This is a genomic window from Mesorhizobium sp. M1B.F.Ca.ET.045.04.1.1 (assembly GCF_003952465.1).
GTDB classification, from domain to species: Bacteria; Pseudomonadota; Alphaproteobacteria; order Rhizobiales; family Rhizobiaceae; genus Mesorhizobium; species Mesorhizobium shonense.
Window position 1 is genome coordinate 2,942,818 of sequence record NZ_CP034448.1, and the last position, 26,062, is coordinate 2,968,879.

The 26,062-nt window shown below is 60.8% G+C and carries 24 protein-coding genes and 2 pseudogenes; 14 read left to right on the top strand and 12 right to left on the bottom strand.

The window, feature by feature from the left end; genetic code table 11:
- Positions 1 to 31: 31 nt before the first annotated feature.
- From EJ071_RS14245 to EJ071_RS14265, 4 genes are all read right to left on the bottom strand, one after another.
- Complete coding sequence (locus EJ071_RS14245; protein WP_245460233.1) at positions 32 to 475, bottom strand: hypothetical protein; 444 nt, start codon at positions 473 to 475, stop codon at positions 32 to 34.
- 111 nt (positions 476 to 586) lie between these two features.
- Positions 587 to 1,339, bottom strand: a complete 753-nt coding sequence (locus EJ071_RS38465; RefSeq protein WP_189521465.1) for an MFS transporter — start codon at positions 1,337 to 1,339, stop codon at positions 587 to 589.
- A 292-nt stretch (positions 1,340 to 1,631) separates the two neighbouring features.
- Positions 1,632 to 4,835 (bottom strand): multidrug efflux RND transporter permease subunit, encoded by a 3,204-nt coding sequence (locus tag EJ071_RS14260; protein WP_126098430.1) that lies wholly within the window; start codon positions 4,833 to 4,835, stop codon positions 1,632 to 1,634.
- On the bottom strand, positions 4,832 to 5,938 hold the full coding sequence (locus EJ071_RS14265) for an efflux RND transporter periplasmic adaptor subunit (RefSeq protein ID WP_245460327.1): 1,107 nt from the start codon (positions 5,936 to 5,938) through the stop codon (positions 4,832 to 4,834). The genes EJ071_RS14260 and EJ071_RS14265 overlap by 4 nt, the downstream gene beginning before the upstream one ends.
- Before the next feature lie 275 nt (positions 5,939 to 6,213).
- Between EJ071_RS14265 and EJ071_RS14270 the strand changes: the two are divergent.
- The 4 genes and pseudogenes from EJ071_RS14270 to EJ071_RS14285 all read left to right on the top strand — a co-directional run bounded on the left by EJ071_RS14270 (position 6,214) and on the right by EJ071_RS14285 (position 13,834).
- A pseudogene (locus EJ071_RS14270) lies at positions 6,214 to 7,085 on the top strand (acetylxylan esterase).
- Positions 7,086 to 7,330: 245 nt separating this feature from the next.
- Positions 7,331 to 11,707 carry a GAF domain-containing protein gene (locus EJ071_RS14275; protein ID WP_189521466.1) on the top strand — a complete coding sequence of 1,459 codons (4,377 nt, stop codon included), beginning with the start codon at positions 7,331 to 7,333 and terminating at the stop codon, positions 11,705 to 11,707.
- Between the two features lie 224 nt (positions 11,708 to 11,931).
- The gene (locus tag EJ071_RS14280) at positions 11,932 to 12,279 is read left to right on the top strand and encodes an Hpt domain-containing protein (protein ID WP_126098433.1); all 348 of its coding nucleotides are present in this window, start codon (positions 11,932 to 11,934) and stop codon (positions 12,277 to 12,279) included.
- Between the two features lies 1 nt (position 12,280).
- On the top strand, positions 12,281 to 13,834 hold the full coding sequence (locus EJ071_RS14285; protein WP_210211918.1) for a response regulator: 1,554 nt from the start codon (positions 12,281 to 12,283) through the stop codon (positions 13,832 to 13,834).
- A gap of 203 nt (positions 13,835 to 14,037) precedes the next feature.
- Here EJ071_RS14285 and EJ071_RS14290 read toward each other — a convergent pair whose 3' ends face one another.
- The 4 genes from EJ071_RS14290 to EJ071_RS14305 all read right to left on the bottom strand — a co-directional run bounded on the left by EJ071_RS14290 (position 14,038) and on the right by EJ071_RS14305 (position 15,722).
- Positions 14,038 to 14,388, bottom strand: a complete 351-nt coding sequence (locus EJ071_RS14290) for an antitoxin Xre/MbcA/ParS toxin-binding domain-containing protein (protein ID WP_126098435.1) — start codon at positions 14,386 to 14,388, stop codon at positions 14,038 to 14,040.
- Between the two features lie 124 nt (positions 14,389 to 14,512).
- Entirely contained in the window at positions 14,513 to 14,956 is a 444-nt protein-coding gene (locus tag EJ071_RS14295; RefSeq protein WP_126098436.1) for a type II toxin-antitoxin system VapC family toxin, read from the bottom strand.
- Complete coding sequence (locus EJ071_RS14300; protein WP_126098437.1) at positions 14,953 to 15,192, bottom strand: hypothetical protein; 240 nt, start codon at positions 15,190 to 15,192, stop codon at positions 14,953 to 14,955. Before EJ071_RS14300 ends, EJ071_RS14295 begins: the two co-directional genes overlap by 4 nt.
- A 53-nt stretch (positions 15,193 to 15,245) precedes the next feature.
- Positions 15,246 to 15,722, bottom strand: coding sequence for a hypothetical protein (locus tag EJ071_RS14305; protein WP_126098438.1), 477 nt, complete (start codon positions 15,720 to 15,722; stop codon positions 15,246 to 15,248).
- Between the two features lie 161 nt (positions 15,723 to 15,883).
- Here EJ071_RS14305 and EJ071_RS38470 point away from each other — a divergent pair, with 161 nt between their 5' ends.
- The 5 genes from EJ071_RS38470 (at position 15,884) to EJ071_RS14325 (ending at position 17,977) form a co-directional block, all read left to right on the top strand.
- Positions 15,884 to 16,042 (top strand): hypothetical protein, encoded by a 159-nt coding sequence (locus EJ071_RS38470; RefSeq protein WP_189521467.1) that lies wholly within the window; start codon positions 15,884 to 15,886, stop codon positions 16,040 to 16,042.
- A 146-nt stretch (positions 16,043 to 16,188) separates the two neighbouring features.
- A complete protein-coding gene (locus EJ071_RS14310) occupies positions 16,189 to 16,590 on the top strand; it encodes a hypothetical protein (RefSeq protein ID WP_189521468.1) in 402 nt (133 codons plus the stop codon).
- Positions 16,591 to 16,687: 97 nt separating this feature from the next.
- Positions 16,688 to 16,948, top strand: coding sequence for a hypothetical protein (locus EJ071_RS14315; RefSeq protein ID WP_189521469.1), 261 nt, complete (start codon positions 16,688 to 16,690; stop codon positions 16,946 to 16,948).
- A gap of 155 nt (positions 16,949 to 17,103) precedes the next feature.
- On the top strand, positions 17,104 to 17,400 hold the full coding sequence (locus EJ071_RS14320) for a hypothetical protein (RefSeq protein ID WP_126098439.1): 297 nt from the start codon (positions 17,104 to 17,106) through the stop codon (positions 17,398 to 17,400).
- A complete protein-coding gene (locus EJ071_RS14325) occupies positions 17,390 to 17,977 on the top strand; it encodes a hypothetical protein (protein WP_126098440.1) in 588 nt (195 codons plus the stop codon). The genes EJ071_RS14320 and EJ071_RS14325 overlap by 11 nt, the downstream gene beginning before the upstream one ends.
- 830 nt (positions 17,978 to 18,807) lie before the next feature.
- Here EJ071_RS14325 and EJ071_RS14330 read toward each other — a convergent pair.
- From EJ071_RS14330 to EJ071_RS14345, 4 genes are read right to left on the bottom strand one after another with little or no spacing between them, the layout of a single operon-like run.
- Complete coding sequence (locus EJ071_RS14330; protein WP_245460234.1) at positions 18,808 to 19,491, bottom strand: transporter substrate-binding domain-containing protein; 684 nt, start codon at positions 19,489 to 19,491, stop codon at positions 18,808 to 18,810.
- Between the two features lie 11 nt (positions 19,492 to 19,502).
- Complete coding sequence (gene hpaI / locus EJ071_RS14335; protein WP_126098441.1) at positions 19,503 to 20,267, bottom strand: 4-hydroxy-2-oxoheptanedioate aldolase; 765 nt, start codon at positions 20,265 to 20,267, stop codon at positions 19,503 to 19,505.
- A 7-nt stretch (positions 20,268 to 20,274) separates the two neighbouring features.
- Positions 20,275 to 21,057, bottom strand: coding sequence for a 2-oxo-hept-4-ene-1,7-dioate hydratase (hpaH, locus tag EJ071_RS14340; protein ID WP_126098442.1), 783 nt, complete (start codon positions 21,055 to 21,057; stop codon positions 20,275 to 20,277).
- 26 nt (positions 21,058 to 21,083) lie between these two features.
- Positions 21,084 to 21,977 (bottom strand): dioxygenase, encoded by an 894-nt coding sequence (locus tag EJ071_RS14345; protein ID WP_126098443.1) that lies wholly within the window; start codon positions 21,975 to 21,977, stop codon positions 21,084 to 21,086.
- A 261-nt stretch (positions 21,978 to 22,238) separates the two neighbouring features.
- Here EJ071_RS14345 and EJ071_RS14350 point away from each other — a divergent pair.
- The 5 genes and pseudogenes from EJ071_RS14350 to EJ071_RS14370 form a co-directional block, all read left to right on the top strand.
- Positions 22,239 to 22,967 (top strand): annotated as a pseudogene (locus EJ071_RS14350) (GntR family transcriptional regulator); the annotation flags it as partial.
- 8 nt (positions 22,968 to 22,975) lie between these two features.
- Positions 22,976 to 23,797, top strand: a complete 822-nt coding sequence (locus tag EJ071_RS39415) for a sugar phosphate isomerase/epimerase (RefSeq protein WP_126098445.1) — start codon at positions 22,976 to 22,978, stop codon at positions 23,795 to 23,797.
- 54 nt (positions 23,798 to 23,851) lie between these two features.
- Complete coding sequence (locus EJ071_RS14360; protein ID WP_126098446.1) at positions 23,852 to 24,520, top strand: amino acid ABC transporter permease; 669 nt, start codon at positions 23,852 to 23,854, stop codon at positions 24,518 to 24,520.
- 10 nt (positions 24,521 to 24,530) lie between these two features.
- A complete protein-coding gene (locus EJ071_RS14365; RefSeq protein ID WP_126098447.1) occupies positions 24,531 to 25,181 on the top strand; it encodes an amino acid ABC transporter permease in 651 nt (216 codons plus the stop codon).
- A gap of 36 nt (positions 25,182 to 25,217) precedes the next feature.
- Positions 25,218 to 26,042 (top strand): transporter substrate-binding domain-containing protein, encoded by an 825-nt coding sequence (locus tag EJ071_RS14370; protein WP_126098448.1) that lies wholly within the window; start codon positions 25,218 to 25,220, stop codon positions 26,040 to 26,042.
- Positions 26,043 to 26,062 lie beyond the last annotated feature (20 nt).

Here is a 26,062-nt window from a genome sequence, read left to right on the forward strand (position 1 = left end):
GAATCCTCCTGTTCAATAAGTGGTTGTCAGTTCAAGCGGCGTGACGCGATGCACCGAAGACATCGTCGGCCCAGCGTTCCAGGGTGGTTGGGGAGGTGTTGCGCGGGCCCGGCGCCTTGAGCGCCCAGCGCCCGCCATTGTTGAAACTCGTCGCCGTCTCGATCAGCGCGTCCGCGAACTCGCCGACATGCGCGTTGAGGCCACTCAAAAGGACGACGCGACGCACGCCGGAGGCCGAGATCGCCTCGGCCAGCCGGTTGCCGATATCGCGCTGGAAGCGGTGAAGGTCCCGCGCCTGAACGTCGAAAGGGATCATGAGATAGGCACTGTCCGCGCCAGCAAAGGTGCGGTTCAGAGCGCCGCGATCGGAGAGCGCAACACCCAGGCTGCGGGCCACGCCCCTCACTAGATGGCCTTGTTGCTGCAGCCTTGCCGACGCTGCGGCGCCGACTTCGCTGGTGGCGCCGACCACCACGATGGTACGTCTGCCTGCATTAGATCATCCACCTGGGTCATGGCTTTCTCCTTTTCCTTGGAAGCGCTGCGGAGGCGAGGATGGAGCCCCCCGCGATGAGGAACTGGCGTTTCAGCATTGGGCGATTCCCCCATCCGGCTTGAGAGCGAACAGCGTGACGAGCGCGAACAAGGCGGCGGTCGCAACGAATGCGACACTAAAGCCCACCGAAGTGGCAAGTGCGGCGACGGCCAGTCCGCCGACTCCCAAGCCTGCATCATAGGCCACGTTCCACAAGGCCCCCGCGCCATCCGCCTGCGAGGGAGCGGCCCGCGACAAAATGTCAGCAACGGTTGCGCTCTGCAGCACGCCGAAGGCCATCCCGCTCAGCAGCATCCCGGCAAGCATCGCGGCTTGGCTGGGGAGAGCCAGGCAGACCGCGGCAAGTGCGCAGCTCGCAAGGCCTGCACCGGTCGGAACCCTTGGCCCATGGCGATCGACCTGCCGGGCAGAGGCCCAGCGGGTGAAGGCGGCGCCCGCACCCTGCAACAGCAGTCCAAGCATGATCGCACCACTGCTCGCCTCGGGATGCGCCAATGGAAGAATGGTGACGGCAGCGCCGACGAGGATTGCACCGCAGGCCAACGATGTCGCCGGGATGGCAACGACGCTCCATGGCGGCATCCTGTGGTCCCGGTTATCGTCACGACTGATATCGACCGGAAGGACGGCGGTGGCCCCGAGTGCGATAACATTAAGTCCTTGTTTTGATGCATGTCGTTGTCCCAGAACCGCGTACACTTCTGGACGACATGCATTAGTCGGATCCGGATCACTGTCGGCACCGGCCGGGAAGACATTCTCCGTCAGCGATTGCTCGCTCATGAGGTGGCAATCCTGTGAAGCGCGCCGCTAACGTCCGCAATGAGCCGAAAGCTCCGGCGCGGACTCGCCGCAATTTCATTTGTGTAAAGCGAGGTTCGAATTCGCTTCTGGCTGGTATCCGCAATGGGTCGGAATCGGTCACTCGCCAAAATGCTGAAACGAAAGGCTGGAATGGTGCTCCAGCAGCTGTGAACCGGTCCATCCGCTATCGGCCCTATTTAGGCCGTAGAGATCAGCTGCAGCGTCCTCAAAGCAGACATCGCAAGCGAGGACTCCGGAGGTCGCGGTTGCGCTACTCGGCGGCCGTCTCCGATGGCGCCTCTGCCGGCTCCGAAGGCCCGGCCTCGGCACGGGGCTTGCGCCGTGAAAACAGCGACCTGAGCGTGACGTAGAACACCGGCGTCAGGAACAGGCCGACGAAGGTGACGCCGAGCATGCCGGAGAACACCGCGGTGCCGAGCGACTGGCGCATTTCTGCGCCCGGCCCCGTTGCGATCATCAGCGGCACGACGCCGAGGATGAACGAGAAGGCGGTCATCAGGATCGGCCGCAGCCTGAGCCGGCAGGCTTCGACGGCAGCCTCGGCGGCCGACAGGCCGCGTTCCTGAGCCTGCCGCGCGAATTCGACGATCAGGATCGCGTTCTTGGCGGCAAGCCCGATCAGCACGATGAGGCCGATCTGCACGAGGATGTTGTTGTCCAGCCCTCGGAAAGTCACGCCCAGCAACGCCGCGAGCACGCCGAGCGGCACCACCAGCACAATGGCGAACGGCAGCATCCAGCTTTCATATTGCGCCGCCAGCGCCAGGAACACGAACAGCACCGACAGTCCGAAGATATAGACAGCGGCATTGCCGGTGTTGCGCTCCTGATAGGCGAGCTCGGTCCATTCATAGGAGGTACCGGCCGGCAGCGTCTTTGCCGTGATCCCTTCCATCAATGCCAGCGCGTCGCCGGTGGAAACGCCGGGCGCGGCGTTGCCCTGCAGCGGCACCGAGACGTACATGTTGTAGCGCTGGACCAGCGCCGGGCCGGTGACGTCGCGGATCTCGATCAACGTGCCGAGCGGAACCAGCGCGCCGGTTGCCGAGCGCACCTTCAGTTTCAAGATGTCGGCGCGATCGAGGCGGAACGCCTGGTCGGCCTGCGCCCGCACCTGGTAGACGCGCCCGAAAGCGTTGAAGTCGTTGACGTAGGCGGTGCCCAAATTGATCGACAGGGTCTCGAAGATGTTGGGGATAGGCACGTTCAGGATGCGCGCCTTGTCGCGATCGATCGCCAGGAAGAATTGCGGGCTCGACGCGGAGAACGTGGTGAACACGCCCGTCAGCCCCGGCGTCTTGTTGGCCTTGCCGGCGATTTCGTAGGCAAGCGCCAGGATCTGCCGCATGTCGGCGCTGTTGCGCTCCTGAATCTGCAGCTTGAAACCGCCGGCATTGCCGACGCCGCGGATCGGCGGCGGCGGCAGTGCGATAATGAAGGCTTCCTTGATGCTTTGCAGACTGCCGAACAGATTGCCGATGACCTGGGTCGCCGACTGGCCGGCTTTCAGTCGCTCGTCAAACGGCTTGAATCTGGCGAAGATCACGCCCGCGTTGCTGGCGTTGGTGAAGGTCGCGCCGGAGAAGCCGGCGAAGGCGACTGCGTAGTCGACGCCTGGCGTTTTCTGGATGATCTGCGACGCCTGCTGAATGACCGCATCGGTCCTCGACAGCGAGGCGCCGTCCGGCAACTGGACGACGACGATCGCATAGCCCTGGTCGAGCGACGGAATGAAACCGCGCGGCACCGCCTGCACCATGTAGACCGTGGCGTAGATGAGGGCCGCGAAAACGGCCACGATGGCGGCGATCGTCATCCACGAGCCGACCAGCACGCGAATGATGCTCGAATACCAGTGGGCGACCCTGTCGAAGCCGCGATTGAAGCCGTCGCCGAGCGCCCGTCCGAACCGCGCCAGGAAAAAGCGCGGCGGCGCCGCCGCGGCGTCGTGCGGCTTGAACAGCAGTGCGGCCAGCGCCGGCGAAAGCGTCAGCGAATTGAATGCCGAGATCGCTGTCGACACCGCGATGGTGATGGCAAACTGCAGGTAGAACTGCCCAGAAATGCCGGGGATGAAGGCTGTCGGTACGAACACGGCTATCAGCACCAGCGAGATCGCGATGACCGCCGTTCCGACTTCGTCCATGGTCAGGTGCGACGCCGGATCGGGCGCCAGCCCTCTGGCGATATTGCGCTCGACGTTCTCGACCACGACGATCGCATCGTCGACGACGATGCCGATCGCCAGAACGAGGCCGAACAGCGTCAGCATGTTGAGTGAGAAGCTGGCGGCGTAAAGCACCGCCAGCGTGCCGATCAGCGACACGGGGATCGCCACGATCGGCACGATCGCCATGCGCCACGATTGCAGGAAGACGATGATGACGATGATGACCAGCAGCATCGCCTCGAGAATCGTCTTGTAGACCTCATGGATCGACTCGGCGACGAACTCGGTTGGATTGTAGACGATGTCGTAGCTCAACCCCTTCGGGAAGTCGCGGGAGAGCTCCTTCATCTTGTCCTGGATCTCCGCGGCTGCGGCGAGCGCATTGGTGCCCGGCCGCTGGAAGATGGCGAGCGCCACCGCCGGCTTGCCGTTGAGATAGGAGTTGGTGACGTAGTCCTTGGCGCCGAGCTCGATGCGCGCCACGTCCTGCAGCGAGATCAGACGGCCGTCGTCGGTCGATTTGACGATCACGTATCGGAAGTCGCGTGCGTCGTTGAAGCGGCCTTGCGTGGTGACCGTGTACTGAAACGCCGTGCCGGTGCCGGTCGGCGGCGCGCCGATCGAGCCGCCCGACACCTGGACGTTCTGGTCGCGCAGCGCCTGCACCACATCGCCCGAGGTCATCCCCAGGGCGGACAGTTTTTCCGGATCTAGCCAGATGCGCAGCGAATATTCGCGTTCGCCGAAGATGATGAGATCGCCGATGCCGTCGAGCCTGAGCAGTATGTCGCGCACCCGCGAGCGGGCGTAGTTCGAGACGTAGAGCTGGTCGTAGGTATTGTCGGGCGACAGCATGTGCACGACCATCATCAGGTCGGGCGAGCTCTTGGTGGTGGTGATGCCGAGGCGGCGGGCTTCTTCGGGCAGGCGCGGCTCGGCGACCGACACGCGGTTCTGCACCAGCACCTGCGCCTTGTCGAGATCGGTGCCCAGCTTGAAGGTGATGGTCAGCGCCATCGCCCCGTCGCCCGACGAATAGGACGACATGTAGAGCATGCCCTCGACGCCATTGATCTCCTGCTCGATCGGCGTTGCCACCGTCGCTGCGACCGTCTCGGCATCGGCGCCCGGATACTGCGCGCGAACGACGATGGTCGGCGGCGCGATCTCGGGATATTGCGCGACCGGCAGCTGGGTATAAGCAATCCCGCCGAGGATCAGCAGGACGATCGAAACGACCGACGCGAAGATCGGACGGTCGACGAAGAAATGTGCGAACCTCATTGCTGCAACCCGGCGGTCTCGGCCTTGGGCGGCAACGTCACCATCTCGACCTTCACCTTGGTGCCAGGCCTGGCGTGCATCAGCCCGTTGACGATGATCGTCTCGCCGCCGGTCAGGCCCGAGCGGATCACCCGGTAGCCGTCGAGAAGCGGGCCGGTGCGCACGGGCTTCGCCGACACCATCCCGACCTCATCCACCAGGAAGACGATGCGGCGATCCTGATCGGAGCCGATCGCCTCGTCGGGCACCAGCACGCCGCTATGCGGCAGCGACCCCGGCACGTTGATGCGCCCGAACATGCCTGGCTGGAGAATGCCGTCGGCGTTGGGAAACGTCGCACGCACCCGCATGGTGCCGGTCGCGTTGTCGATCCGGTTCTCGGCAAAATCGAGCTTGCCTTTGAACACCGCTTCCGCGCGGTCGGCGACGCGAACCGCCACATCGAGCCCGCCGGCGCCCTCCTGCATGCTGCCGCCACGCGTCTTCGCGTCGCGGGCGTAGCTGAAATACAGGCGCTCATCGACGTCGAAATAGAAGTCGATCGGGTCGCGCGTGACGATGGTCGTCAGCAAGGTGGAATCCGGCTGCACGAGGTTGCCGACCGACACCAGCCGGCGGTCGATGCGGCCGGACAAGGGCGCCTTGATCTCGGTGAATTCCATGTTCAGGCTGGCCGTCGTCAGCGCAGCCGTCGCGCCCTGCATCTGCGCCTGCGCCGAAAGGTATTCCCGCCGGCGGTCGTCGACCGTCGCGGGCGAGATGTTGCCGGTCTTGGCGAGTGCGTCGGCGCGATCCAGCTGCATCTTGGAGAATTCGAGCAGACTCTTGGCGACGTCCACTTGCGACTTGGCGGCATCATAAGCCGCCTGGTACGGACGCTGGTCTATGGTGAAGAGCAGGTCGCCCTTGTTGACCAGTGCGCCGTCCTGGAAGCTGACCTTGTCAAGATAACCGCTGACGCGCGAACGGATGGCGACCTGGTCGACGGCTTCGAAGCGCCCGACGAACTCGTCGTCTTCGACGATTTCACGCACCACCGGCTTGGCCGCCGTCACCACGGGTAGCTGCTGGTCCTGCGCAAACGTAGTGCTGCTGAACGCCATGCCGAGCAGGAATGCCGCCGACACGGCGGCGCGGGCAAGCCAGCCGGCCGATCGACGGGGTCGCCCGCCCGCGTCGCGATGCAATTGCCCATTCCCTGGGGTGTCCATTTGCGTCCCCGCTCGCTGGACCCGGAGGTCGGTTGATCCGCTTTTACGAAGGCTTGTCGTCGAGATCAGAGCACTGCAGTGTTGTGCATGGCAACATGATCATTTTCCATGTGGGCTGAAATGTCCATCCTGTGGCTGCCCCGCCGTCCGTCCTCGTTGCCGCCAAGATGGGGCGCCAGGCCGGCGGCGAGGTCAGCATCGTGCGGGCGCGGACGACACTGAAGACGGTCCAGTCCTTCGACGTCACGTTTCCGGGATACGGCGGTCATCCAATCAAAGGATGGCTGATCTTGCCGACTACAGAACACAGGTCGGCTCCCCCCGTCGTGCAGTACATCGGCTATGGCGGCGGCCGCGGCTTGGCGCATGAGCAGCTGCATTGGGCGGCGTCAGGCTTTGCGTATTTCCGAATGGATACACGTGGGCAGGGAAGCGACTGGAGCGTCGGTGAGACCGCCGATCCTGTCGGCTCGACTTCGTCCATTCCCGGCTTCATGACGCGTGGCGTGCTGGATAAGAATGACTACTATTACCGGCGCCTGTTCACCGATGCGGTGCGGGCGATAGATGCTCTCCTAGGGCTGAACTTCGTCGATCCCGAACGCATCGCGGTTTGCGGTGACAGTCAGGGCGGCGGTATTTCGCTCGCCGTTGGCGGCATCGACCCGCGCGTCAAGGCCGTCATGCCTGACGTGCCATTTCTGTGCGACTTTCCGCGCGCTGTGCAGACTGCCGTGCGCGATCCCTATTTGAAATCGTTCGGTTTCTGGCGCAGCATCGCGAAAAGAAGGCGGCGGTCTTTGAAACGCTCAACTATTTCGACTCCGTCAACTTCGCCCGGCAGTCCAACGCGGCGGCGCTGTTTTCGGTGGCCCTGATGGACGAAGTCTGCCCGCCATCTACGGTTTATGGCGCATTCAATGCCTACGCAGGCGAAAAGACCATCGTAGAATACGAATTCAACAACCACGAGGGTGGGCAAGGCTACCAGGAGCGCCAACAGATGGCGTGGCTCAGCGAGCTGTTCGGTGTCGGCTGACGCGAGCGGCCCAGCGCTAGGCGTTTCGCCTTCGCGGCGCGCCTCTGCTTGGCCGCGCAATCTAAGCTCCAACGGGCCATCAGCCGCCTCTGTTGCTCTACGCACTTCCATTTTTGCAGCAGGCCACGATACGCCGGGTACTGTTAATCAGTCGCCCGGCATGTAACACTATTTGCTAATATATAATCGGTTGGGGAAGGCATTCTGCTCGGACTTGCGGAATGTCCCTCTTGGGAGAAGCCTACATGCAGAGCTCAGTTGAAGGCGACCTTGCCAGTCGCCTGGCATCCGCCGACAGGCGTATTGCCGAACTGGAAAATATCAATGCAGTCGCGGCGATTGAGCTTGACCGTCTTTCCGCTGAAAACAAGCGTCTGATTCAATTCGCCGAGGAACGCACCAAGGAATTGGCCATCCTCAACAGCGTTGGCGAAGCGATGGCGAAGGCTCTGAACGTAAAAACAGTGACCCGCATCGTCGGTGATCAGGTACGAGAAATATTCGGGGCGGACATAACCGAAATTCTGTTGCACGACGAGGCCTCCGATCTCATCACCGTGCCATACTCATTCTACCGCGAGTACCAGGACGTCGAGCCTTTCACTTTGGGCGCGGGGCTGACCTCCAAGGTCATCCTCTCTGGAAAACCACTGGTTCTCGGGACGTTTGAACAGTCCCTCGAGTTCGATGTGATCGCCCTCAGCGAAGCGGAGAGGTCAGAATCGTATATCGGCGTGCCAATCATCGCCGGTGGCAGAACCCTGGGCGTTGTCAGCGTTCAAAGCTACGAAAAGAATGCCTTTGGCGAAGATCATTTGCGCCTGCTGCAAGGCTTGTCATCAAGCATGGGCGTAGCGATTGCCAATGCACGCCTTTTCGACGAAACGCAGCGGCTGCTGAAAGTATCTGAGGACCGCGCAAAGGAACTGGCCATTCTCAACAGCGTCGGCGAAGCGACCGCCAAAACGCTGAATGTCAAGACGGTGACCCGGATCGTCGGCGACAAGGTTCGCGAGATGTTTGGCGCCGAAGTTACCGAGATCCTGCTGCGCGACGAGACGTCCGATCTGATTACTGTCCCTTACGCGTATTACCGCGACTACCAGGAGCCTGAACCGTTTGTCATGGGCGAAGGTCTGACCTCTAAAGTCATCTTGTCAGGCAAGCCACTGCTTTTGGGCAATATTGACGAGCACATCGCTCTGGGCGCGCTGATGCCGACGGAGGAGGACAAGACAGAGTCCTACCTGGGCGTCCCAATCATTGCCGGAGACAGAACCCTCGGTGTGGTCAGCGTGCAGAGCTACCAGAAAAACGTGTTCAACGAAGATCATGTGCGCCTGCTGCAGGCGCTCTCGTCCAGCATGGGCGTTGCCATAGCCAACGCGTACCTATTCGACGAGACGCAGCGGCTGCTCAAGATTGCTCAAGACCGCGCCAAGGAGATGGCCATTCTCAACAGCGTCGGCGAAGCGATGACAAAGTCGCTGAATGTCGACACTCTTATTCAGCTGGTGGGGGATAAAGTGAGGGAGGCGTTCGGCACTGAGGTCAGCGAGATTCTGTTGCACGACAGCCAATCCGGGCTGGTTCGAGTCCCCTACGCTTACTACAGGGGTTACAAGACCATCGAGGCATTCCCGCTCGGAATAGGACTTACATCGGAAATCATCTCGACGGGAAAGCCGTTGGTTTTCAGCACCGTGGAGGAAGGAAGAAGGCGCGGCGCCTATTTCCCGTTCGAAGAGGACAGGACCTCTTCCTACATTGGCGTGCCTATCAATTCGGGCGAAAGAACGCTCGGCGTGGTTAGCGTGCAAAGCTACGAAAAGAACGCATTCGACGAGAACCATGTGCGCCTGCTGCAGACGATAGCCTCCAACATGGGAGTTGCCATCGCCAACGCCCGCCTCTTCGACGAGACCCAGAGACTTCTAAAGGAAACGCAGCAGCGCGCGGCCGAACTGGGCGCCATCAGCAAGGTCAGTCAGGCGCTGGTCGGCGAAGCTGAACTTGGCAATACGATCCAGCTGATTGGCGATCAGATGCAAGAAATCTTCAGCGCCGACATCGTTTATGTGGCCTTGCTCGATCCCAAGACGAAGCTCATTCATTTCCCCTACCAGTTCGGCGAAGCCTTCACGACACTTCGGCTGGGCGAAGGCCTGACGAGCAAAATCCTCGAAACAGGTGAGCCCTTGCTTATTAATCAGGATGTCGCCGAACGCGGCGCTGAAATTGGGGCAACGCCTGTGGGCAAGGATGCGCTCTCCTACCTCGGAGTTCCCATCAGGACTGGCCAGGGAAATGTCGGCGTTATCAGTGTGCAGAGCACGACACGCGAGGGCATGTTCAACGATGACTCTCTTCGTTTGCTCTCCACCATTGCCGCCACGGCCGGTGCCGCCTTGCACAACGCGCAGCTGTTCACCGAACTCAAGTACACTGAGGCCGCCGTCCGCCAGAGCGAAGGACGGTTTCGCCAACTTTTCGAGTCAGCTCCAATTCCGCTGTGGGAAGAGGATTGGTCCGGCCTTAAAGTTATCGTCGATGGCCTGGTGCGGCAGGGGATCAGCGATGTCCGCGGCTATCTCCGCGATAACCCGCAAATTGCCGCGTCTCTCCACGATTCCGTGCGCTGGATCGATTTCAACGATGCGCTGGTTCGGCTCTACGGAGCTGAAAGCAAAGATGCGTTGCGGGCTCGGCTGGAGGAAGACACCGGGGAACATTCCTGGGCAACCTACCCAGATGCCGTTGCCCAATATCTCGATGGTCGCCTGCACACGTCGACGGAGGTCGTCGACAAGGATTTCAGCGGACGCGATCTCTATCTCGTCGAGACGGTTCAGCTTCCGGAGGATCCGGCAAATGACTGGTCGCGGATTGTATCGTCCACCCAGGACGTAACCGAGCTCAAACAGCTGTCCCTCGCTCTTCAGCAGGCGAAAGAAGCGGCCGAAGCGGCCAACGAGGCTAAGAGCACGTTCCTGGCAACTATGAGCCATGAAATCCGGACGCCGATGAACGGCGTTATTGGCATGGCCAACCTGTTGCTCGCCACGAAGCTTGACGACGAGCAGCGGGAAATCGGCGAGACGATAAACAACAGCGCTGAAGCACTGCTGACCATCATCAACGACATACTCGATTTCTCCAAGGTAGAGGCGGGCAAGCTCGATCTCGATCCTCGGGAGTTCGAACTGCGCGAGTGTCTCGAAAGCGCGGTAGACCTGATCGCGCCAAGGACGGCAGAGAAGGAACTGGACCTCGGCTACGTCGTCGAGCCCGGTGCGCCGGAAACGATTGTGGCCGACAGCAACCGACTACGCCAGGTTCTGATCAACCTGCTCAACAACGCCGTCAAATTCACCGAGCGAGGAGAAATCGTCCTCACTGTCACGGAGTTGTCGTCCAAAGCCGAGGAAGCCAACGCGCACCGCGATGACGGGCGAAAGATGTGCACCCTTCAGTTTGCCGTGCGCGACACGGGTATCGGCATACCCAAGGATCGGATGGATCGCCTTTTTAAATCCTTCAGTCAGATCGATGCCTCTACGACCAGGCGCTATGGCGGGACCGGGCTCGGTCTGGCTATCAGCCGGCGTCTGGTGGAGTTGATGGGTGGTGAGATCTGGGTCGATAGCGCGGAAGGAAAAGGCACAACGTTCTTCTTCACGATCCGGGCGCCTGTGGCTTCGAGTCAAAAAGCGGCGAACGCACTGCCGGCAACGGGCGAACTGGCCGGCAAACGGCTGCTGGTCGTGGATGACAACGCAACGAACCGGCGCATCATGTCACTGCAGGCGCAGTCATGGAATATGATGGCGTCCGCAAGCGAACATCCGGCCGACGCGCTGCGAAAGCTTGAGGCAGGTGAAGTCTTCGATGTCGTCGTTCTCGACATGAACATGCCTGACATGGATGGGATCGAACTCGCCAGAAAGATACGCGCCCTCGACGGCAGGGAAGCCGTTCCGCTGGTGCTGCTCAGTTCAATGGCGCCGATGTCGGAGGACAGGAAAAAGGAAATGGAGAGCCTGAGGTTCGCGGCCACACTTTCTAAGCCGATCAAGCCATCGCCGTTGCTCAATACATTCCTGTCCATCTTTGTCGGAGCTCCGACACGCTCCATCCGGTCCGATCAGCAGAAGGGGCCGGCTCTCGATAGTACGATGGCGCAGAAGTTTCCGCTTAACGTCCTCTTGGTCGACGACAATGCCACCAACCGGAAGCTTGGCTCCAAGGTGCTCGAGCGCCTGGGTTACAAGCCGGAGCTGGCGGTGGACGGGCGGTCGGCCGTCGCTGCATACACCCACAGCGGTCATGACGTTATCCTGATGGATATCGAAATGCCTGACATGGACGGTCTCGAAGCGACAAGATTGATCCGCGCGCCCGGCCGCCAGCATGCGCGCCAGCCGTTCATCGTGGCTCTGACCGCCAACGCGATGGCCGGCGATCGCGAGAGGTATCTGGATGCGGGGATGGATGACTATCTCAGCAAGCCGCTGCGCGTCGAAGACCTCATCGCATCGCTGAACAGGGCGGTGCTGGCTGGCGGGCACAGGCCTGCCGTTGCAGCGACAGATTTCGATGAACCCGGCGTGGCAAGGCTCTAAAATATAAAGGACGCACCTTGGAGCAATCGCCACCAGCGCCGTGGCGGCATTGATGGGAGTTATGCGCTATCGCTAATTTAGCATGTCTGCGATAGTCTGCATTTTAAACGCGATGGAACTCTGACGAATCCAATCAGGGTTCGATTTCAATCCTACTTCACTAGTGCCGGGCGAAACTCGCGGTCAGTGGTTATAGCCAGAAGAAACGAACATCGGGGGGCGTCGTGGCGATCGACAGGGGGGCACTGGACAAGTTGCGCGAGCTTGTCGGTGGCGAAGAGGCTGACCTTGTAGAGCTCGTGGAGTCCTTTCTCGAGGAGGGGCCGTCCATCATGCAGGACATGTGGTCGTCGGCTCGGGCTTCCGACTTGGCGGCCAGCCGACGGGCTGCTCATTCCCTGAAATCCAATGCGCGGGATATGGGTGCGGCCGAACTCAGCCAGATCTGCGCCCGGGTGGAGGCGCGGTGCGCGAGCGGCGAGCCGGCGGATTTGGTCGAAATTGATAACGCACAGCGTGCCTTCGATGCCGCCATTACCGAGCTTCGAACAATCTTCAATCTGGGCAAATAGCGTGAGCAACCCTGGCCGAATTCTCATCGTCGACGACTCTCGGACCATCAGGATCAAGCTCAAAAAATCGGTCGAGGCTCTCGGCCATGAAGCCGAGGCTGTAGAGGACGGACGAGCAGCTCTCGATCTGCTCGCCACCGAAACTTTCGATCTTGTTCTTCTCGACATCATCATGCCGGTGATGGACGGCTTCGAGGTGCTCACGAGTCTAAAGGCGTCACCCCGAACACGGGACGTGCCGGTGATCGTGATTTCCGGGCTCGACGATGAGATGAGCAGCGTCGTGAAGGCGATCGAATTGGGCGCCGAGGATTTCTTGCCCAAGGATTTTGAACTGGCGCTTCTCAAGGCGCGGATTTCCACGTGCATCGAGAAGAAGCGGCTGCGTGACATAGAGAAGGAATATCTGCGCCAGGTGGCCAAGTTGACGAAGGCGGCCGCAACCCTGGAAAGCGGGAGGTTCAACCCTTCAAAGCTGGGCATCAGCGATGTGGCAGGCCGAGCCGATGGTCTGGGCAAGCTTGCCACTGTCTTCGCCACGATGGCCCAGAAGGTTTATGAGCGCGAGCGGAAGATGCGACAGAACATCCGCACATTCCGTGGCGCCTTGCTACTGTTGGCGTGTGGAGGACTGTGGGGCCTTGTGGTGCCGCTGTCGAAAATGGCTTCGCTCGTTGAAGCCCACCCGATAGGACTGGCGATCCTTATCGACGTTATCGGAGCCGTGTTCTGCCTCGGGATAAGCGTGAAGCGCGGGACAATGCCAAGCCTGTCTGCCCTTACGCGCTCGGATTGGAGGTTCATCATCGTGCTCGCGTTCATCAGCTCGGTGATCAATCAGCTGCTTGTCTATTGGCTGGCAAGCAAGCTTCCAGCCTTCATCGTCTCTATTGTGATCGTACTAGAGGGATTCGCCGTATTCCTGTTCGCCGCCTTGATGCGGACTGAGGCGCCCAGCATGAAACGGTTTCTGGGACTTGGATTGGGTCTCGTCGGCATCGTCATCATCCTTTTCTTTGGCGAGCCCGGGGAAATGAATACCAACTGGTTGTGGCTTGCCATCGCGCTCGTCATTCCGGTTACTTATGCGACCGAAGACATTTACCTCTCGGAGTTCAAGCCCGTTGCAATCGACAGCGTCGCTCTGTTCGGCATGGTCCTGGTTGCTTCGCTTCTGATGCTGATCCCGCTGGCGGCTTTCTATGGGGATTTCATACCTGTTGATTTGTTGACCGGAAGGCTTGGCTTGATTGTCGTTCTGATGGCCGTCGCCGGCAATCTGGCTATGTTGCTCTTCATTGCGCTGATCTCGAGCACAGGTGCAGTGTTCGCAAGCCAGAACGCTTACGCCGTGACCGCGGCCGGCATAGGGTGGAGCATGCTGCTGCTGGGCGAAGCGATACCGGCCCTTACTTGGGTTTCGTTAGCGCTGATCGTGGTCGGCCTGCTAATGGTCGAACCGAAGCAGGAGGCCGAAGAAGAACCGCCGCTACTCGACGACGAATTGGAGGAATTCGTCCCGCGGCTTGATCTGGCGCCGTCTCCCGTTGAATGAAAAGATCGAGTCAACGGTCACCAGGCGGCATCGCGAATTCAACCTGACAATTCCCTAACATCAGTTTCGGCACTGGCAGCCAAGCTGGCTACTAAGCGCAAGGGCGGGCAGTGCTCCCGGAATGCAAGGTCGAGGTCGATCGCGGGCATACACTGGCTTGAGGGCGCGGTAGAGCCGACCCGAATAGGTGATGGCACCGACGGTCAGGCGTAAATCCCCGCATCGACCGCGTCGATGAAGTCGAGGACCTCGTCGGCCCGCCCCTCCCGAACGAGCTGCATGGCCGTCCGCCCCGAAAATCCCGGCAGCGGCTCGGAGCGGTACCAGGCATAGGCCATGAGCGCGGAGCCAAATCGCGGCTCGACCTTGTTGACGATCTCCACCAGCTCGCGCAGGCGGCGCTGTGTTTTGTCTGAACGCACCCGCTCCCGGCGCTGAACCGCGTCTTTCCCCAGACCAGCGGTACGCGCGATCTCCTCGCTCGTGGTGCGGAAAGCATCCGCGATCTTCTTGGGCGCGAACAAACCGTCATCGGCATATTGTGCCAGACCCATCGCAGCACCTCCGTGCAATATCAATAATTGTGACCGCAAAATAGCGTCAAAAAAAGTGAACGCCCTGTCCCACCACGGTGATTTCTCATTCGAAGCGGCATGACCGTAGCGCTTTTCCTTGGCCTCAATGCGAGCCGGATGAAAGCTGGTCCAGGGTCACGCATAGATTGGCTATTTCTCGAGGAGCCTTCTGATTGAGCACCCTGGTCAGCCGCTCATCGGCGGTCACGAAGCGCCAGTTCCGGCTCATCGCCAGACAGATATACATGCAATCGTAGGCCGGATGGCCAATGTCCGTAGCCAGTTCGGTCGCCTTGGCGAGCAGTCCGCGCATGCCGAACAATTCGATATCGCTGCGCTCAAGCAAATTCGCGGCGAGCTTCGCCTCCTCGCGACTGAGCTCGCCGCGCTGAACCTTCTTCCAGAAAATGTTGGCGCACTCGACCGTCAGAAGCTCCGGCGCTGCGAAACGATGACCGTGCCGCAAGCCAAGCGCGAGAGGCGTGCCATCTTCCTCCACCACCCATTTGACGGCGATGCTGGCATCGATGACGAGCGTTTCCGTCACCGCTCGTCACGTCCTTCGCGCAGCAAGACCTCGGCGGGTGTCTGCTTGCGCTGCGCAGTTAGTTGCCGCAACTGGGCCGCCAGCTCATCGAACGAGAGTTCGACCTCCGTTTCCAAAGCCTGTCTCAGAATCTCGCGATGTTCGGCTTCAGCCGAGCGCCCATGTCGGGCGGCCCGCGTCTTGAGCTTGGCGATTAGATCGTCGTCCAGATTACGGACGTGCAGATTCCCGGCCACGGGGCCCTCCATGATCTCATTGAGCACAAAGATAGCAATCGATGTCCTCCTGATCAAGATTTGCGCCGAATTCGGCGCAGCTCGCCAAACTCGCAGTCTGTTCCGGATATCTCCGTGCGCCGGAACGTGTCCTCCGTGGCGGCGACGTCTTGCTCAACTTGCGCCAGCTCGCCGCCCACGCGCTCCATCTCCTGGCTGGCTTTGCTGTTGAAGTCGGTCTCCGATGACAGGACTGAAATCTCGGTCTCCTCGATCTGCTGCCCCGAGCGCGCGATCATCGCCTCGTTGGAAGCCATGTTGGCGCGAAGCTGGGCCCGCCCCCTTTCAAGGGCCAGAGGCTCGGGCTTGCGCAGGAGGCCGTTTTCCACGAGACGCTCCTTGCCGACCACCTCCTCCTCCATGATCCGGATCTGCTCGGACAGGCCTTCGTTCTCGCGCTCCGTCGCGGCGATTTCCTGCTTCAGCTCGGCTTCCCGGCGCTGAAGGATCGACTTCTGCTCCTCCACCGAACGCCGCTGGAGGTCGAACATCCTTACAGCGGCTTGTCGATCCAGTCTTCGTCCGAAAGCATGCGGGGCGAGGGCGCGCGTCAAGTCCGACCGTGCTTGCCGTGGAAGCTCGAGACTGCGCTGTGGCTCGAACAGCTCGACCGGATTGACGGCGGGTCGTCGAAGGAGCGCCCTCATGGCAAGTGAACGCGACAGAGACCCTCGTCACCAGTACGGACAAGATGCAAATTCGGCTGCAGGAGACGATGGACCACCTGCGCCAGGATATCGCCAAGGTGGATGAGCCGCAGTTGAGGGCTATGTTCGAAACAACCACCGTTGGCTACCTCCTTTCGATCTGAGACTTGGCGGTTCCCTATTCGCGAAGGGCGAAGCCCGCGCAGTTAAGCCAACCAACCAATCTTCTTCCTTGCGCTTTTCGATTTGAGGAACCCGCGGGAGGTAGGGCCGTTCCTCGTTAAGAACCAAGTCCTATTGGGAGGTGTCCATGTCTATACGAATAGCCACCGCATCGGCGTTCATCTTAGCGATCGCTTCGCCGGCTTTTGCCGACTGCGCACATGAATTGAAGGCACTCGAGCCTAACGTCACCACTGCCGAAACGGGCGCAGTCCCTGACAACAAGTCGGGTATTCCGGCGACGAAGCACCAAGCCGAGGTCCTGGCCGGCAAGCAACAGGGCGGCAACAGCGAGGTCACTGGATCAACGGCGGGAGCTGTAAAGCCCACAACACCTCATCAGGAGCAAGTGACTGGCGCCCGCAGCGGTCAAAGCGCCGAACATCCCAGCCAACTGATGGCTGAAGCGCGTAAGATGTCCCAAGCTGGCGACGAGCAAGGGTGCATGAAAAAACTGGCAGAGCTCAAGGAGGCTCTTGGCGTTAAGTGACTGCCGGTCGATCAAGATCGGTGGACCAATGCGCACGGTCGCCGGCTACCAGGTGGCTCGCCTGTAGGACGAGGCCCAGGATTCGGAGCTCCTGGCGGTGCTCGTGCTTCTCACTCTGTCGCTCGGCCTCAACTTCTTCTTCATCGGCTATGCCGCTCACGGCCTACGCCAGGCCGCGGCGGCGCGCGGGCTGATCCCTGAAATCGCGGGCGCCTATTCGCCGGAGGTGCGCGAGGGATTCCGCACGGTCATGCGCGATAATCGCGCCCGACCTTCGAAGCGCTGCGAGAACTGCGCGCCGCACGCGCCGATCTGGCTGCGACCGAGAAGGCTGAGCCCTTCGATGAAGCTGCGGTGACCAAAGCGATCGCTGCAGTGGGCGTCGCAGTGAAGGGCGATCGCTGATCGATGCCAGTCGACAGTCTATGCATTCCTGTCAAAGGGCCAAGAACCGAGTGCTCATTGCAAATATGTTGAACGTAAACTACGTTATGTTCAACACAGGAGGTTGGCATGGGTGCTCAGATCCATACTGCTGCAGACAGCGAAGCAAAGGTCGCGCTGACCCGTAACAAGCTCGTCCTTGAGCAGGCGAGGGCCGTTGGTCTGCTCGGCTCTGCTAAGAACACGCGTTTGTCGGGGCGTGTATCGTCGGACCTGATCGCCGCGGCCAAGAAGCGCGCCCACGTCACTTCGGACACCGAGTTATTGGAGCTTGCGCTGTCGCGCCTGGCGCTGGAGGACGATTTGGGGGCTCGTCTCGTCAAGCGCAAAGGCAGCATTCCCTCGGATATCGACCTTGGGATTTGATCTTTCCGAAACTCTGCGAGCACTCAAGCCCCAGAAAAAAGGAACACTCGCGCGCCGGGCCGATGACGATCTGCCATGGAGCGACGACGAACCGATTATCGGCGGTCCATTGTTTCTGGACACTACCGTCTATCTGGATGTTCTGCAGGGTCGATCGCCGGCAGGGGTGGATACGCTTTTAACGTATCGGCTGTGCCACCATTCGGCGGTGAGCCTTTCCGAGTTGACACACCTGTTCGGCCGGCTGGATCCGAAGCGTATCTCTACGAAGGCTGTTCTGGAAACGATCCAAGCCACGATCGCGGACATACCGGAGCACAGACTTCATACCCCCGATACTGCCGTCTGGGGGCAAGCCGGGATCCTCGCTGGTCTGCTCTTCCGAATGAGCAATTTGCCAAAGGGCGAAGGTCACGAACGCAAGTTCGTCAACGACGCTCTGGTTTTCCTACAGGCACGTCAACTAGGTGCAAGCGTGCTCACGGGAAACATCCGGGACTTCGACTTTCTTTCCCAACTCGTTCCGACAGGGCGCATTGTTCTGTACCGCACCCCAGAAGCGTCGCGATCCGTGTGAACGGACGCGAGCGGATGGTTCACGCCAAAGGATGTAGAGATACCATTTAGCCGGATCGTTGGGGCAGCAAGGCGCGTCGACCACTTCAACGCAAACTTCAAAGAGTTCGCGTCGGCAAAGCGCGGCAACATTCTCAACCCTATCGCTTTCGGTTCACCGATTCCGCGATGCTGCCCTATGTTCTGATGAAGGGCATAGCCGACAAGCTCGTTGACGAAACGCGATGGCTATTCTGTCTGCTCCCGAGCAGGAAGACCTTTTTTCCAAGGGGCGCTAGCCGCTTTTTGGCGATCTTGCTTTGCTCTGTTGCCGTTGAGTCGTCACCAGATCGGCGATCGACTTCGCCACTGGTTAGGATCGCGCGGGCGCTTTGGGTGCTTTTCCGTCATTGCTTTCAAACCGACCCACTACCCAGCGCAGCACGCCAGGGAAGGGTAGATCCCCTGCCGCGATCGACACCGCTCGCACGGAAACTAGTCCTCCTCCTGTTCCTTAGGTTCGCCAGACCATACGAGAGAATACGAAGGAAATGGGTTGGCGAATCATCCGCTAAGTATTGATTTTCCGTGGAAAACACCGACCCTAAGCGACTAACATAATCGTTATTCGCCAATGCGTTACGAAGCAGTTCTATGCGGGAACGGCGGTCTCTTCATGGACTGCGAGATGGCGCGCGGGGCCGATGGGGCCTTGACCTGATACGCGTTCTCCGAAATGCTGCGGTGTGGTTGCATATCATAGGTCGGTGACCGCGTGGCTGCGCAGGACATCTACGATGCCCATCTGCCGCTGCTGCGCTACGATCGGTTCCGACACGATCCGGTGCGCAGCTATCGAGCTTCAGCCATGTCCATGTACCGAACCGTGAAGTCGGTCAGATGTGCCGCCGCCTGCGGCGAGCCGTGGCGTATCGCGATGGTCTGCTTGATCTCGGAAAACGCGCCGTCGACGACGCGCACGCCGGGCGTGCCGACCGCGAACCTCGCGAGTGACTCCCGAATCCCCGCCGCTGCGTCGCATTCGCCGCCGACCATCAGTGCGAAGGCCGAGCTAGGATCGTCGGCGTAGACCAGGGTCGCCCTTTTGATCAAGCGCTCCAGTCTTGACGTGTACGCAGCGCTTCGCGCCGTGGCGATACGGACCCCGGACGCGTCGACGTCGTTCAACGTCCGGCAGGGCAGATCAACGCGCACGGCATAGGTGGCCGAGATGATGGCATAGGGCGGCGAGAAGAAGAGCCGATCGGCCCGAGAGGGGTCCTCGGCGATCAGCGCGATGTCCCATTCATCTCGATCTATCGCGGCCATTATTCCTCCCGCCGTGGGGTACCTCACCAGCGATACCTGCGCGCCGAGTTCCGATCCGAGCCGCCGGGCGATATCCGAGCTCGGTCCCGCGATCTCTCCTGATGAAGGGTCCACCTGCACGAGGGCGGCGTTGGCGGCATTGATGGCCGCCCGGATTGTCCCGTTGGGAGCGAGTTCGGCGACGACTTCACGAGAAGGAATGGCCATGCTCAAGTGCGTTACGGTTTGAACCTTTGAGCCAGGCTTTCGGAACCGCGCGCCAGGACGGCAACGTCCACGCCGACGGCGGTGAACAGCGTGCCGAGCTCGATACACCTTGTGGCGAAGCTCTGGTCTGGAGTGAGTATCCCTGCCGGCACCCCAAGCTTGACGAGTCTTGCTATCGCGTCTTCAACAGCTACGACCACCTCATGATGGCCCGGGTTTCCTGCGTGCCCCAGACTCGCGGCCAAGTCGGCAGGTCCGATGAAAACGCCGTCCACGCCCTCGACGTTCGCGATGGCCTCCAGGTTGTCCAGAGCCTGGCGTGTCTCGACCTGCAGCAGCAGGCAGATTTCCGCGTCGGCGCTTTGCGCGTATTCCGGCACGCGCCCGAACCGCGTGGCGCGCGTAAGGGCAGAAACGCCACGGATTCCCGTGGGAGGATAACGGACGGCGGCGACGGCGGCACGCGCCTCGTCAGCGTTCTGAACATAAGGGATGAGAAGCGACTGAACGCCGATGTCGAGATAGCGCTTGATCAGGACCGGGTCGTTTGACGCAGGCCGCACCACCGCTGAGACGTCGTAGGCCGCTACAGCTTGAAGCTGCGGCAGCACGGTCAGCACATCGCTGGGAGAGTGCTCGGTATCGAAAAGAAGCCAATCGAAGCCCGACGGCGCTACTATCTCCGCGGTGTAGCCGCCCGGCAGAGCGCACCATAGCCCGATCTGGCACTCTCGGTCGATCAGGCGCTTCTTGAACTTATTTATGGGCATCTTCATGCGGCACCTACACGAATGAGACGCCGATCGCCCCGATCGGACCAAAGTCCGCCTGGATCACGTCGCCCTTCATGATGTCCACTGGCCGTGTGAACGACCCCGCAAGCACGATCTGGCCTTTGGTCAGGCCCGAGCCCAGCGGATGGAGCTTGTTCGCGAGCCAGGCGATGCCGGCGGCGGGATGTCCCATGATCGCGGCCGAAACGCCCGATTCTTCGATTATGCCATTCTTCGAAAGCGTGGCTCCGATCCACCGGATGTCCACGTCCATCGGGCGCACGACCCTGCCTCCGACCACGATAGCGCCGAATGCCGCGTTGTCGGCGATGGTGTCGGTGATGGCGCGCGGAACTTCGGTCCGGTAGTCGATGATCTCCATTGCGGGGACAATGAACTCCGTCGCCCGCATCACGTCATATATGCGCGTGTTTGGGCCCTTGAGGTCCTCGCCCATGATGAAAGCGAGCTCGACTTCGAGGCGCGGTTTTATGAACAGGTCGGCCTTTATCTGCGCGCCGTCGTTGAACAGCGCGTCGTCCAGGATGCGGCCGTAATCGGGCTCGGTCATCTTGGACGCCATCTGCATGGCGCGGGACGTCAGGCCGATCTTGTGCCCTGCAATCCTTGCCCCTTGGGCGATTCGCTCCTCCGCCCATAGGTCCTGGATGCGGTAGGCGTCTTCCAGTTCCAAATCGGGATACGTCTTGCTCGGCTGGGGTATCGGTTTGCGCTCACGCTCGGCCTGCAAAAGCGCGGCTGCGGCGGCCTGCCGATCTCGTTCGGATATCATGCTGTCGTGGTTCCTGTTCGGTCCGGTTACTGAATTGGCGCGCGGGGCAAGACCGCCTCGCCCGGTTCCATCACGTAAGTGTAGTCGAGCGAGAACCACGGACCCGCCACGTCGGCGTGTTCCCCGTGGGGACCTTCATGGCGTACGAAGTCTCCTGTCAGGGTCGAGGTGACGCCGAACTGGACGTCGGAATCGATGTTGGGGTCGCTTGGGTCGAACACCTGGGAGATCAGGGTCTTGTAACCCTTCTTGAAAATGAGCGCGTGCAGGTGGGCGGGACGATAGGGATGGCGACCTTGGGCAGCGAGCAACCGGCCGACCACACCGCCCGTCGGAATCGGGTAGCCCACCATCTTGACCGTTCGGAACCAGAAACGACCGTGGTCGTCCGTCGTGAACTTGCCGCGCAGATTCATCTCCGCCTGATCGGGGTCCTGGTTCTCGTAGAGACCGACTGGCGATGCGTGCCAGATATCGACTTCCGCGTCCGCGATCGGGTGTCCGACGCGGTCGACGACCTTGCCCTGGACGAATAGCGGAGTACCGGGCGTCTGCGATCTGATGATGGTGCCGCCGTTCTCGACGCGAGGTGAATTGAGCCGCCAGAATGGACCGAGCAGGGACTGTGATGTTTCCGTCTGCCCGTTGTTGCCGTTGTTGAGGAGGCATACGAGCGAGGAAACGCCAAGCGATCCGGCCATCAGCACAAACTCGTTGTGGCTGTCTGTCTGGAGTTGTCCGATCTCATTGAGAATGGCCGTCGCGTCGCGGAACTCGGGTTCAGTAAGGCGGGCCTCGCGGCAAAAAGCGTGCAGATGCTTCACCAGAGCGACCAGTATTTCCCGCAGGCGGGGGTCGCGCGTCCGCTCCATGACCGCGAGCACTGCTGGTGTGAGATCGCTCTCTAATTCGATAGGCATGCAAGCTTCCCTCCAATGCCTCCATGACTACGAGAATAATCGATTATTTGTCAAGCTTCGTTACGGGGTTCTTTTGCCCGACCAAAGCCATCATGAGAGACGATATCCGAACTAATGCCATGATAACGTTACGTAAAATCTGAGACATCTTAATGCCACCTCAATAGTTCGACCTCGGCGACCATCCGCTGATTGACAAAAATAATCGTTTATGAGATTGATCATCGACACTTGGCGGCATCGTCGCCAACGGGAGGAAACATGCAAGCCGACATCCACAGTGATGAAGGATCGAGGCCGGAGACAACATCCTCCGGCTCGGGCTTCGCCGACGACGGCAAGAACACTATTGGAAGCCAGCTCGCCTCAAGGCTACGCGAGGCCATCATTTCCGGCGACCTGGCGGCGGGAAGCAAGATTAACCTCGACAGGGCGCGGCAGTCGTTCAATGTGAGTCTGAGCCCGTTGCGCGAGGGCCTCGCGCGTCTGATCTCGGACGGCCTCGTCGAATTCGAGGACAACCGCGGCTACCGGGTGTCCCCCATATCTTTGGCCAATCTTGAGGAAATTACAGCCCTGCGCGAGGAGCTGGAAATCTTCGCGCTTCGGGAGTCCATGCGTCTCGGCGACGTCGAATGGGAAGGCAACGTCATGCGAGCGCTGCACCGCCTCAGCAGGACCGAGCGCGACGCCTCTCGACCCGAGACTTTGGAACAGTGGGAAGCTATGCACCGCGAGTTCCACCTCACATTGATCTCGGGATGCCAGAAGCCGCTGCTGCTTCATTTCTGCAACCTGCTGCTCAACCTTAACGACCGTTACAGGCGCGTGTTCCTCACCCGCACGTCGGGGGATCGAAACGTCGCCCAGGAGCACAGCGAGATCGCGCAGGGGGCGGTTGCGCGCGACGTCGAGTATTCGAGCGACAAGCTGCGCCAGCACATACATCGGACCGGGACAAATCTGCGCAACCATCTGGCCGAGAAGGGATCAAGTAAATGGTCGACATGCCGCATGGCGTCGATCTGCTCGGCGTCGCACATTTCTCCGCCATCATGCTGCCCCCGCACGATTTCGCCCGGGCTGCGGCAAGGGCTGGTTTCGGCTCCATCGGCTTGAGGCTGCACCCGGCTTTCCAGGGCGCCCCCTACTATGAGCTTCCCCTTGGCTCGCGCGCTTCTGGGGAATTCAAGAGCGTCCTGGATACCGAGGGGCTCGAGGTCTTTGACATCGAGTTCTTCGTCATCGACCCTTCCTTCGAGGCGTCTGCCGTGGAGCGCGTCATCGAATCCGCCGCCGACCTCGGAGCGAGGCGGCTGAGCGTTTGCGGCGACGACTGGGACCGGGGACGCCTCGTGGCGAATTTCGCCGCGTTGTGCGCGATCGCTGCGCGTCACGGCATGTCCGTCGACATCGAGAACATGGGCTGGCGGGTCATCAAGACCTTCCAGGACGGTGCCGCCCTCGTGAAAGAAGCCGGCGCTGAAAATGCCGGGGTCCTCGTCGATGGCATCCACTTCTTCCGCAATGGGGCCACTGTGTCGGAGTTTCGGGAACACTCTTGGCGGGTCGCGCATGTTCAGCTCTGCGACGCGCGAGGGCCTGCCCCGCGAACCAATGAGGAAATGATCGCAGAAGCCCGTGGCGGGAGACTTGCCCCGGGTGCAGGAGAGCTCGGTCTCGCCGAACTGGTCGCGGCGACGCGGCCAGGAACGAGGTTCTCGGTCGAGGTCCCGTTGACGGGCGACAAGGCTCCAGACGATCACCTCTCGCGGCTCGCAACCGCCGCGAAAAGTCTCCTGGAACGAAGCCGGCGTTGACGGTGCCAGCACAGCCGAAGGGGCGACGCGCCCCTTGGGGAGGTAAAGAAAACAATGGGCTACAAGTTCGATTTCAGCGTGGTCTGGGACCGCGCACCCGAGCTGCTGCTCGCTTCACTGGGAACTTTGGGTCTCGCGCTCGCCGGGATGGCTCTCGCGTTGGTCATCGGGATCTTCGGCGTCGCGGCGCGAACATCAAAGGTATGGGCCGTGCGCGCGCCCGCCGTTGCGTTTGTGGAGATCGTGCGAAACACCCCGTTCCTAGTGCAGATTTTCTTTATCTACTTCGCTCTTCCGCTCATGGGCATCCGGCTCAATCCGACACTGACCGCAATCATAGCACTCGGCATCAACGGCGGTGCCTATGCCATCGAAATCATCCGCGGCGGCGTCGAAAGCATAAACAAAGGCCAGATCGAAGCGGGCCTGGCGCTCGGCCTTCACAAGGGCGAGGTCTTCAGGAAGATCGTGCTCAAGCCCGCTTTGCGGGCAATCTATCCCTCGCTTACGAGCCAGTTCGTCATGCTCACGCTGACGACGTCGGTTTGCACCTCCATCGCCGCTTACGAGCTGACCTCGGCCGCTCAGATCATAGAGTCCGACACGTTCCGCAGCTTCGAAGTCTATTTCTCGGTCACCGTGATGTACCTCGTGATCTCGACCCTGATGATGGGTTTCTTCACCATCATCTCCCGCATCTATTTCAACTATCCGACCCGATAGGAGGCGCCAGATGGAACCTATCGGCGAAAACGAACTGTTTTTCCTCTTGCAGGGCCTCAAGTGGACCATCCTGCTCGCAGTCATCGGCTTCCTGGGAGGCGGGGCGTTCGGAGTGCTGATCGCACTGCTACGCACCGCCCAGAACCGCGTGGCGCGCACCGTCACGACCGGCTACATCGCCGTCTTCCAGGGCACGCCGCTGCTGATGCAGCTGTTCGTCGTCTATTACGGCGTGGCGCTTCTGGGCGTTGACGTCAACGCCTGGATAGCGGTGGCGATCGCCTTTACGCTTCACGCCAGCGCCTTCCTCGGCGAGATATGGCGCGGCGCGATCGAGGCGGTGCCGAGGGGCCAGACAGAGGCGGCCAAGGCGCTCGGGCTGCACTACGTGTCCCGCATGAAGGACGTCGTTCTTCCGCAGGCCCTGAAGATATCGATGCCGGCCACGATCGGCTTCCTGGTCCAGTTGATCAAAGGAACCTCGCTCGCGGCGATCGTCGGCTTCATCGAACTGACGAGAGCCGGCCAGATCGTCTCCAACCAGACCTATCGACCCCTTCTCGTCTTCGGGATCGTCGGCCTGATCTACTTCATCATTTGTTGGCCGCTTTCCCATCTGGGCAGCGGCATCGAGAAACGGATGGCGAAAGCCGCCCGCTAACGCTTCGTAGGAAGCACACCAAGAGGAGGAAATAGAATGAGCATTTCACGCAGAAACGTCATGAAAACGGCCCTGGCGGTAGCGGCGATGTCCCTGATCGGATCGAGCCTGGCCGTCGCCGCGACGGTCGAGGAAATCAAGGCCAAGGGGACCTTAATCGTCGGCATCCAGGGCGACAACGCGCCATGGGGTTTCGTCAACTCCAGCGGCATCCAGGACGGCTTCGACGCGGACATAGCCAAGCTGTTCGGCAAGGAGCTCGGCGTCGAAATCCAATTCCAGCCGCTGGCGGTCGCCAACCGCATTCCCGCTCTCACCACCGGAAAGGTCGACATCCTGTTTGCGACGATGGCGATGACCGAAGAGCGAGCGAAGTCGATCCAATATAGCAAGCCCTATGCCGCCAACACGATCTCCCTCTATGCGGCCAAGACCGACGCCGCCAAATCGGCGACGGATGTGGCGGGCTGGGAGATCGGCGTGCCAAAGTCCAGTTCCCAGGACAAGGCCGTGACCGCAGCAGTTGGCTCGAGCGCGACCGTGCGCCGCTTCGATGACGACGCCGCGACGATTCAGGCGCTGCTGTCGGGACAGGTCAAGGCGGTGGGCGGCAACCAGTTCTACGGACAGCGCCTCGACGCTGCCAGCGCCGGTACCTACGAGCGCAAGATCGACTTTCTGACGACCTACAACGGCGTGGGCACGCGCTTGGGCGAAAAGGATTGGAATGAGACGGTCAACGCCTTCCTGGACAAGATCAAGGCAAATGGCGAACTCGCCGCGATCACGAAGAAGTGGATGGGCATCGATCTTCCGAAATTCCCTGAATCGATCCCCAACATCCCGTTCACCGTCAAGTAAACCGCAGATCGAAGAGACCG

Excerpts from the sequence above, each read along its gene's own strand:
- hpaI (WP_126098441.1), bottom strand. The coding sequence starts at position 20,267 with ATGAAGATGCCCATAAATAAGTTCAAGAAGCGCCTGATCGACCGAGAG.
- hpaH (WP_126098442.1), bottom strand. The coding sequence starts at position 21,057 with ATGATATCCGAACGAGATCGGCAGGCCGCCGCAGCCGCGCTTTTGCAG.
- EJ071_RS38465 (WP_189521465.1), bottom strand. The coding sequence starts at position 1,339 with ATGAGCGAGCAATCGCTGACGGAGAATGTCTTCCCGGCCGGTGCCGAC.
- EJ071_RS14305 (WP_126098438.1), bottom strand. The coding sequence starts at position 15,722 with ATGTTCGACCTCCAGCGGCGTTCGGTGGAGGAGCAGAAGTCGATCCTT.
- EJ071_RS14275 (WP_189521466.1), top strand. The coding sequence starts at position 7,331 with ATGCAGAGCTCAGTTGAAGGCGACCTTGCCAGTCGCCTGGCATCCGCC.
- EJ071_RS14370 (WP_126098448.1), top strand. The coding sequence starts at position 25,218 with ATGAGCATTTCACGCAGAAACGTCATGAAAACGGCCCTGGCGGTAGCG.
- EJ071_RS39415 (WP_126098445.1), top strand. The coding sequence starts at position 22,976 with ATGGTCGACATGCCGCATGGCGTCGATCTGCTCGGCGTCGCACATTTC.
- EJ071_RS14260 (WP_126098430.1), bottom strand. The coding sequence starts at position 4,835 with ATGAGGTTCGCACATTTCTTCGTCGACCGTCCGATCTTCGCGTCGGTC.
- EJ071_RS14320 (WP_126098439.1), top strand. The coding sequence starts at position 17,104 with ATGGGTGCTCAGATCCATACTGCTGCAGACAGCGAAGCAAAGGTCGCG.
- EJ071_RS14330 (WP_245460234.1), bottom strand. The coding sequence starts at position 19,491 with ATGGCCATTCCTTCTCGTGAAGTCGTCGCCGAACTCGCTCCCAACGGG.
- EJ071_RS14265 (WP_245460327.1), bottom strand. The coding sequence starts at position 5,938 with ATGGCGTTCAGCAGCACTACGTTTGCGCAGGACCAGCAGCTACCCGTG.
- EJ071_RS14365 (WP_126098447.1), top strand. The coding sequence starts at position 24,531 with ATGGAACCTATCGGCGAAAACGAACTGTTTTTCCTCTTGCAGGGCCTC.
- EJ071_RS14345 (WP_126098443.1), bottom strand. The coding sequence starts at position 21,977 with ATGCCTATCGAATTAGAGAGCGATCTCACACCAGCAGTGCTCGCGGTC.
- EJ071_RS14360 (WP_126098446.1), top strand. The coding sequence starts at position 23,852 with ATGGGCTACAAGTTCGATTTCAGCGTGGTCTGGGACCGCGCACCCGAG.
- EJ071_RS14310 (WP_189521468.1), top strand. The coding sequence starts at position 16,189 with ATGTCTATACGAATAGCCACCGCATCGGCGTTCATCTTAGCGATCGCT.
- EJ071_RS14290 (WP_126098435.1), bottom strand. The coding sequence starts at position 14,388 with ATGGGTCTGGCACAATATGCCGATGACGGTTTGTTCGCGCCCAAGAAG.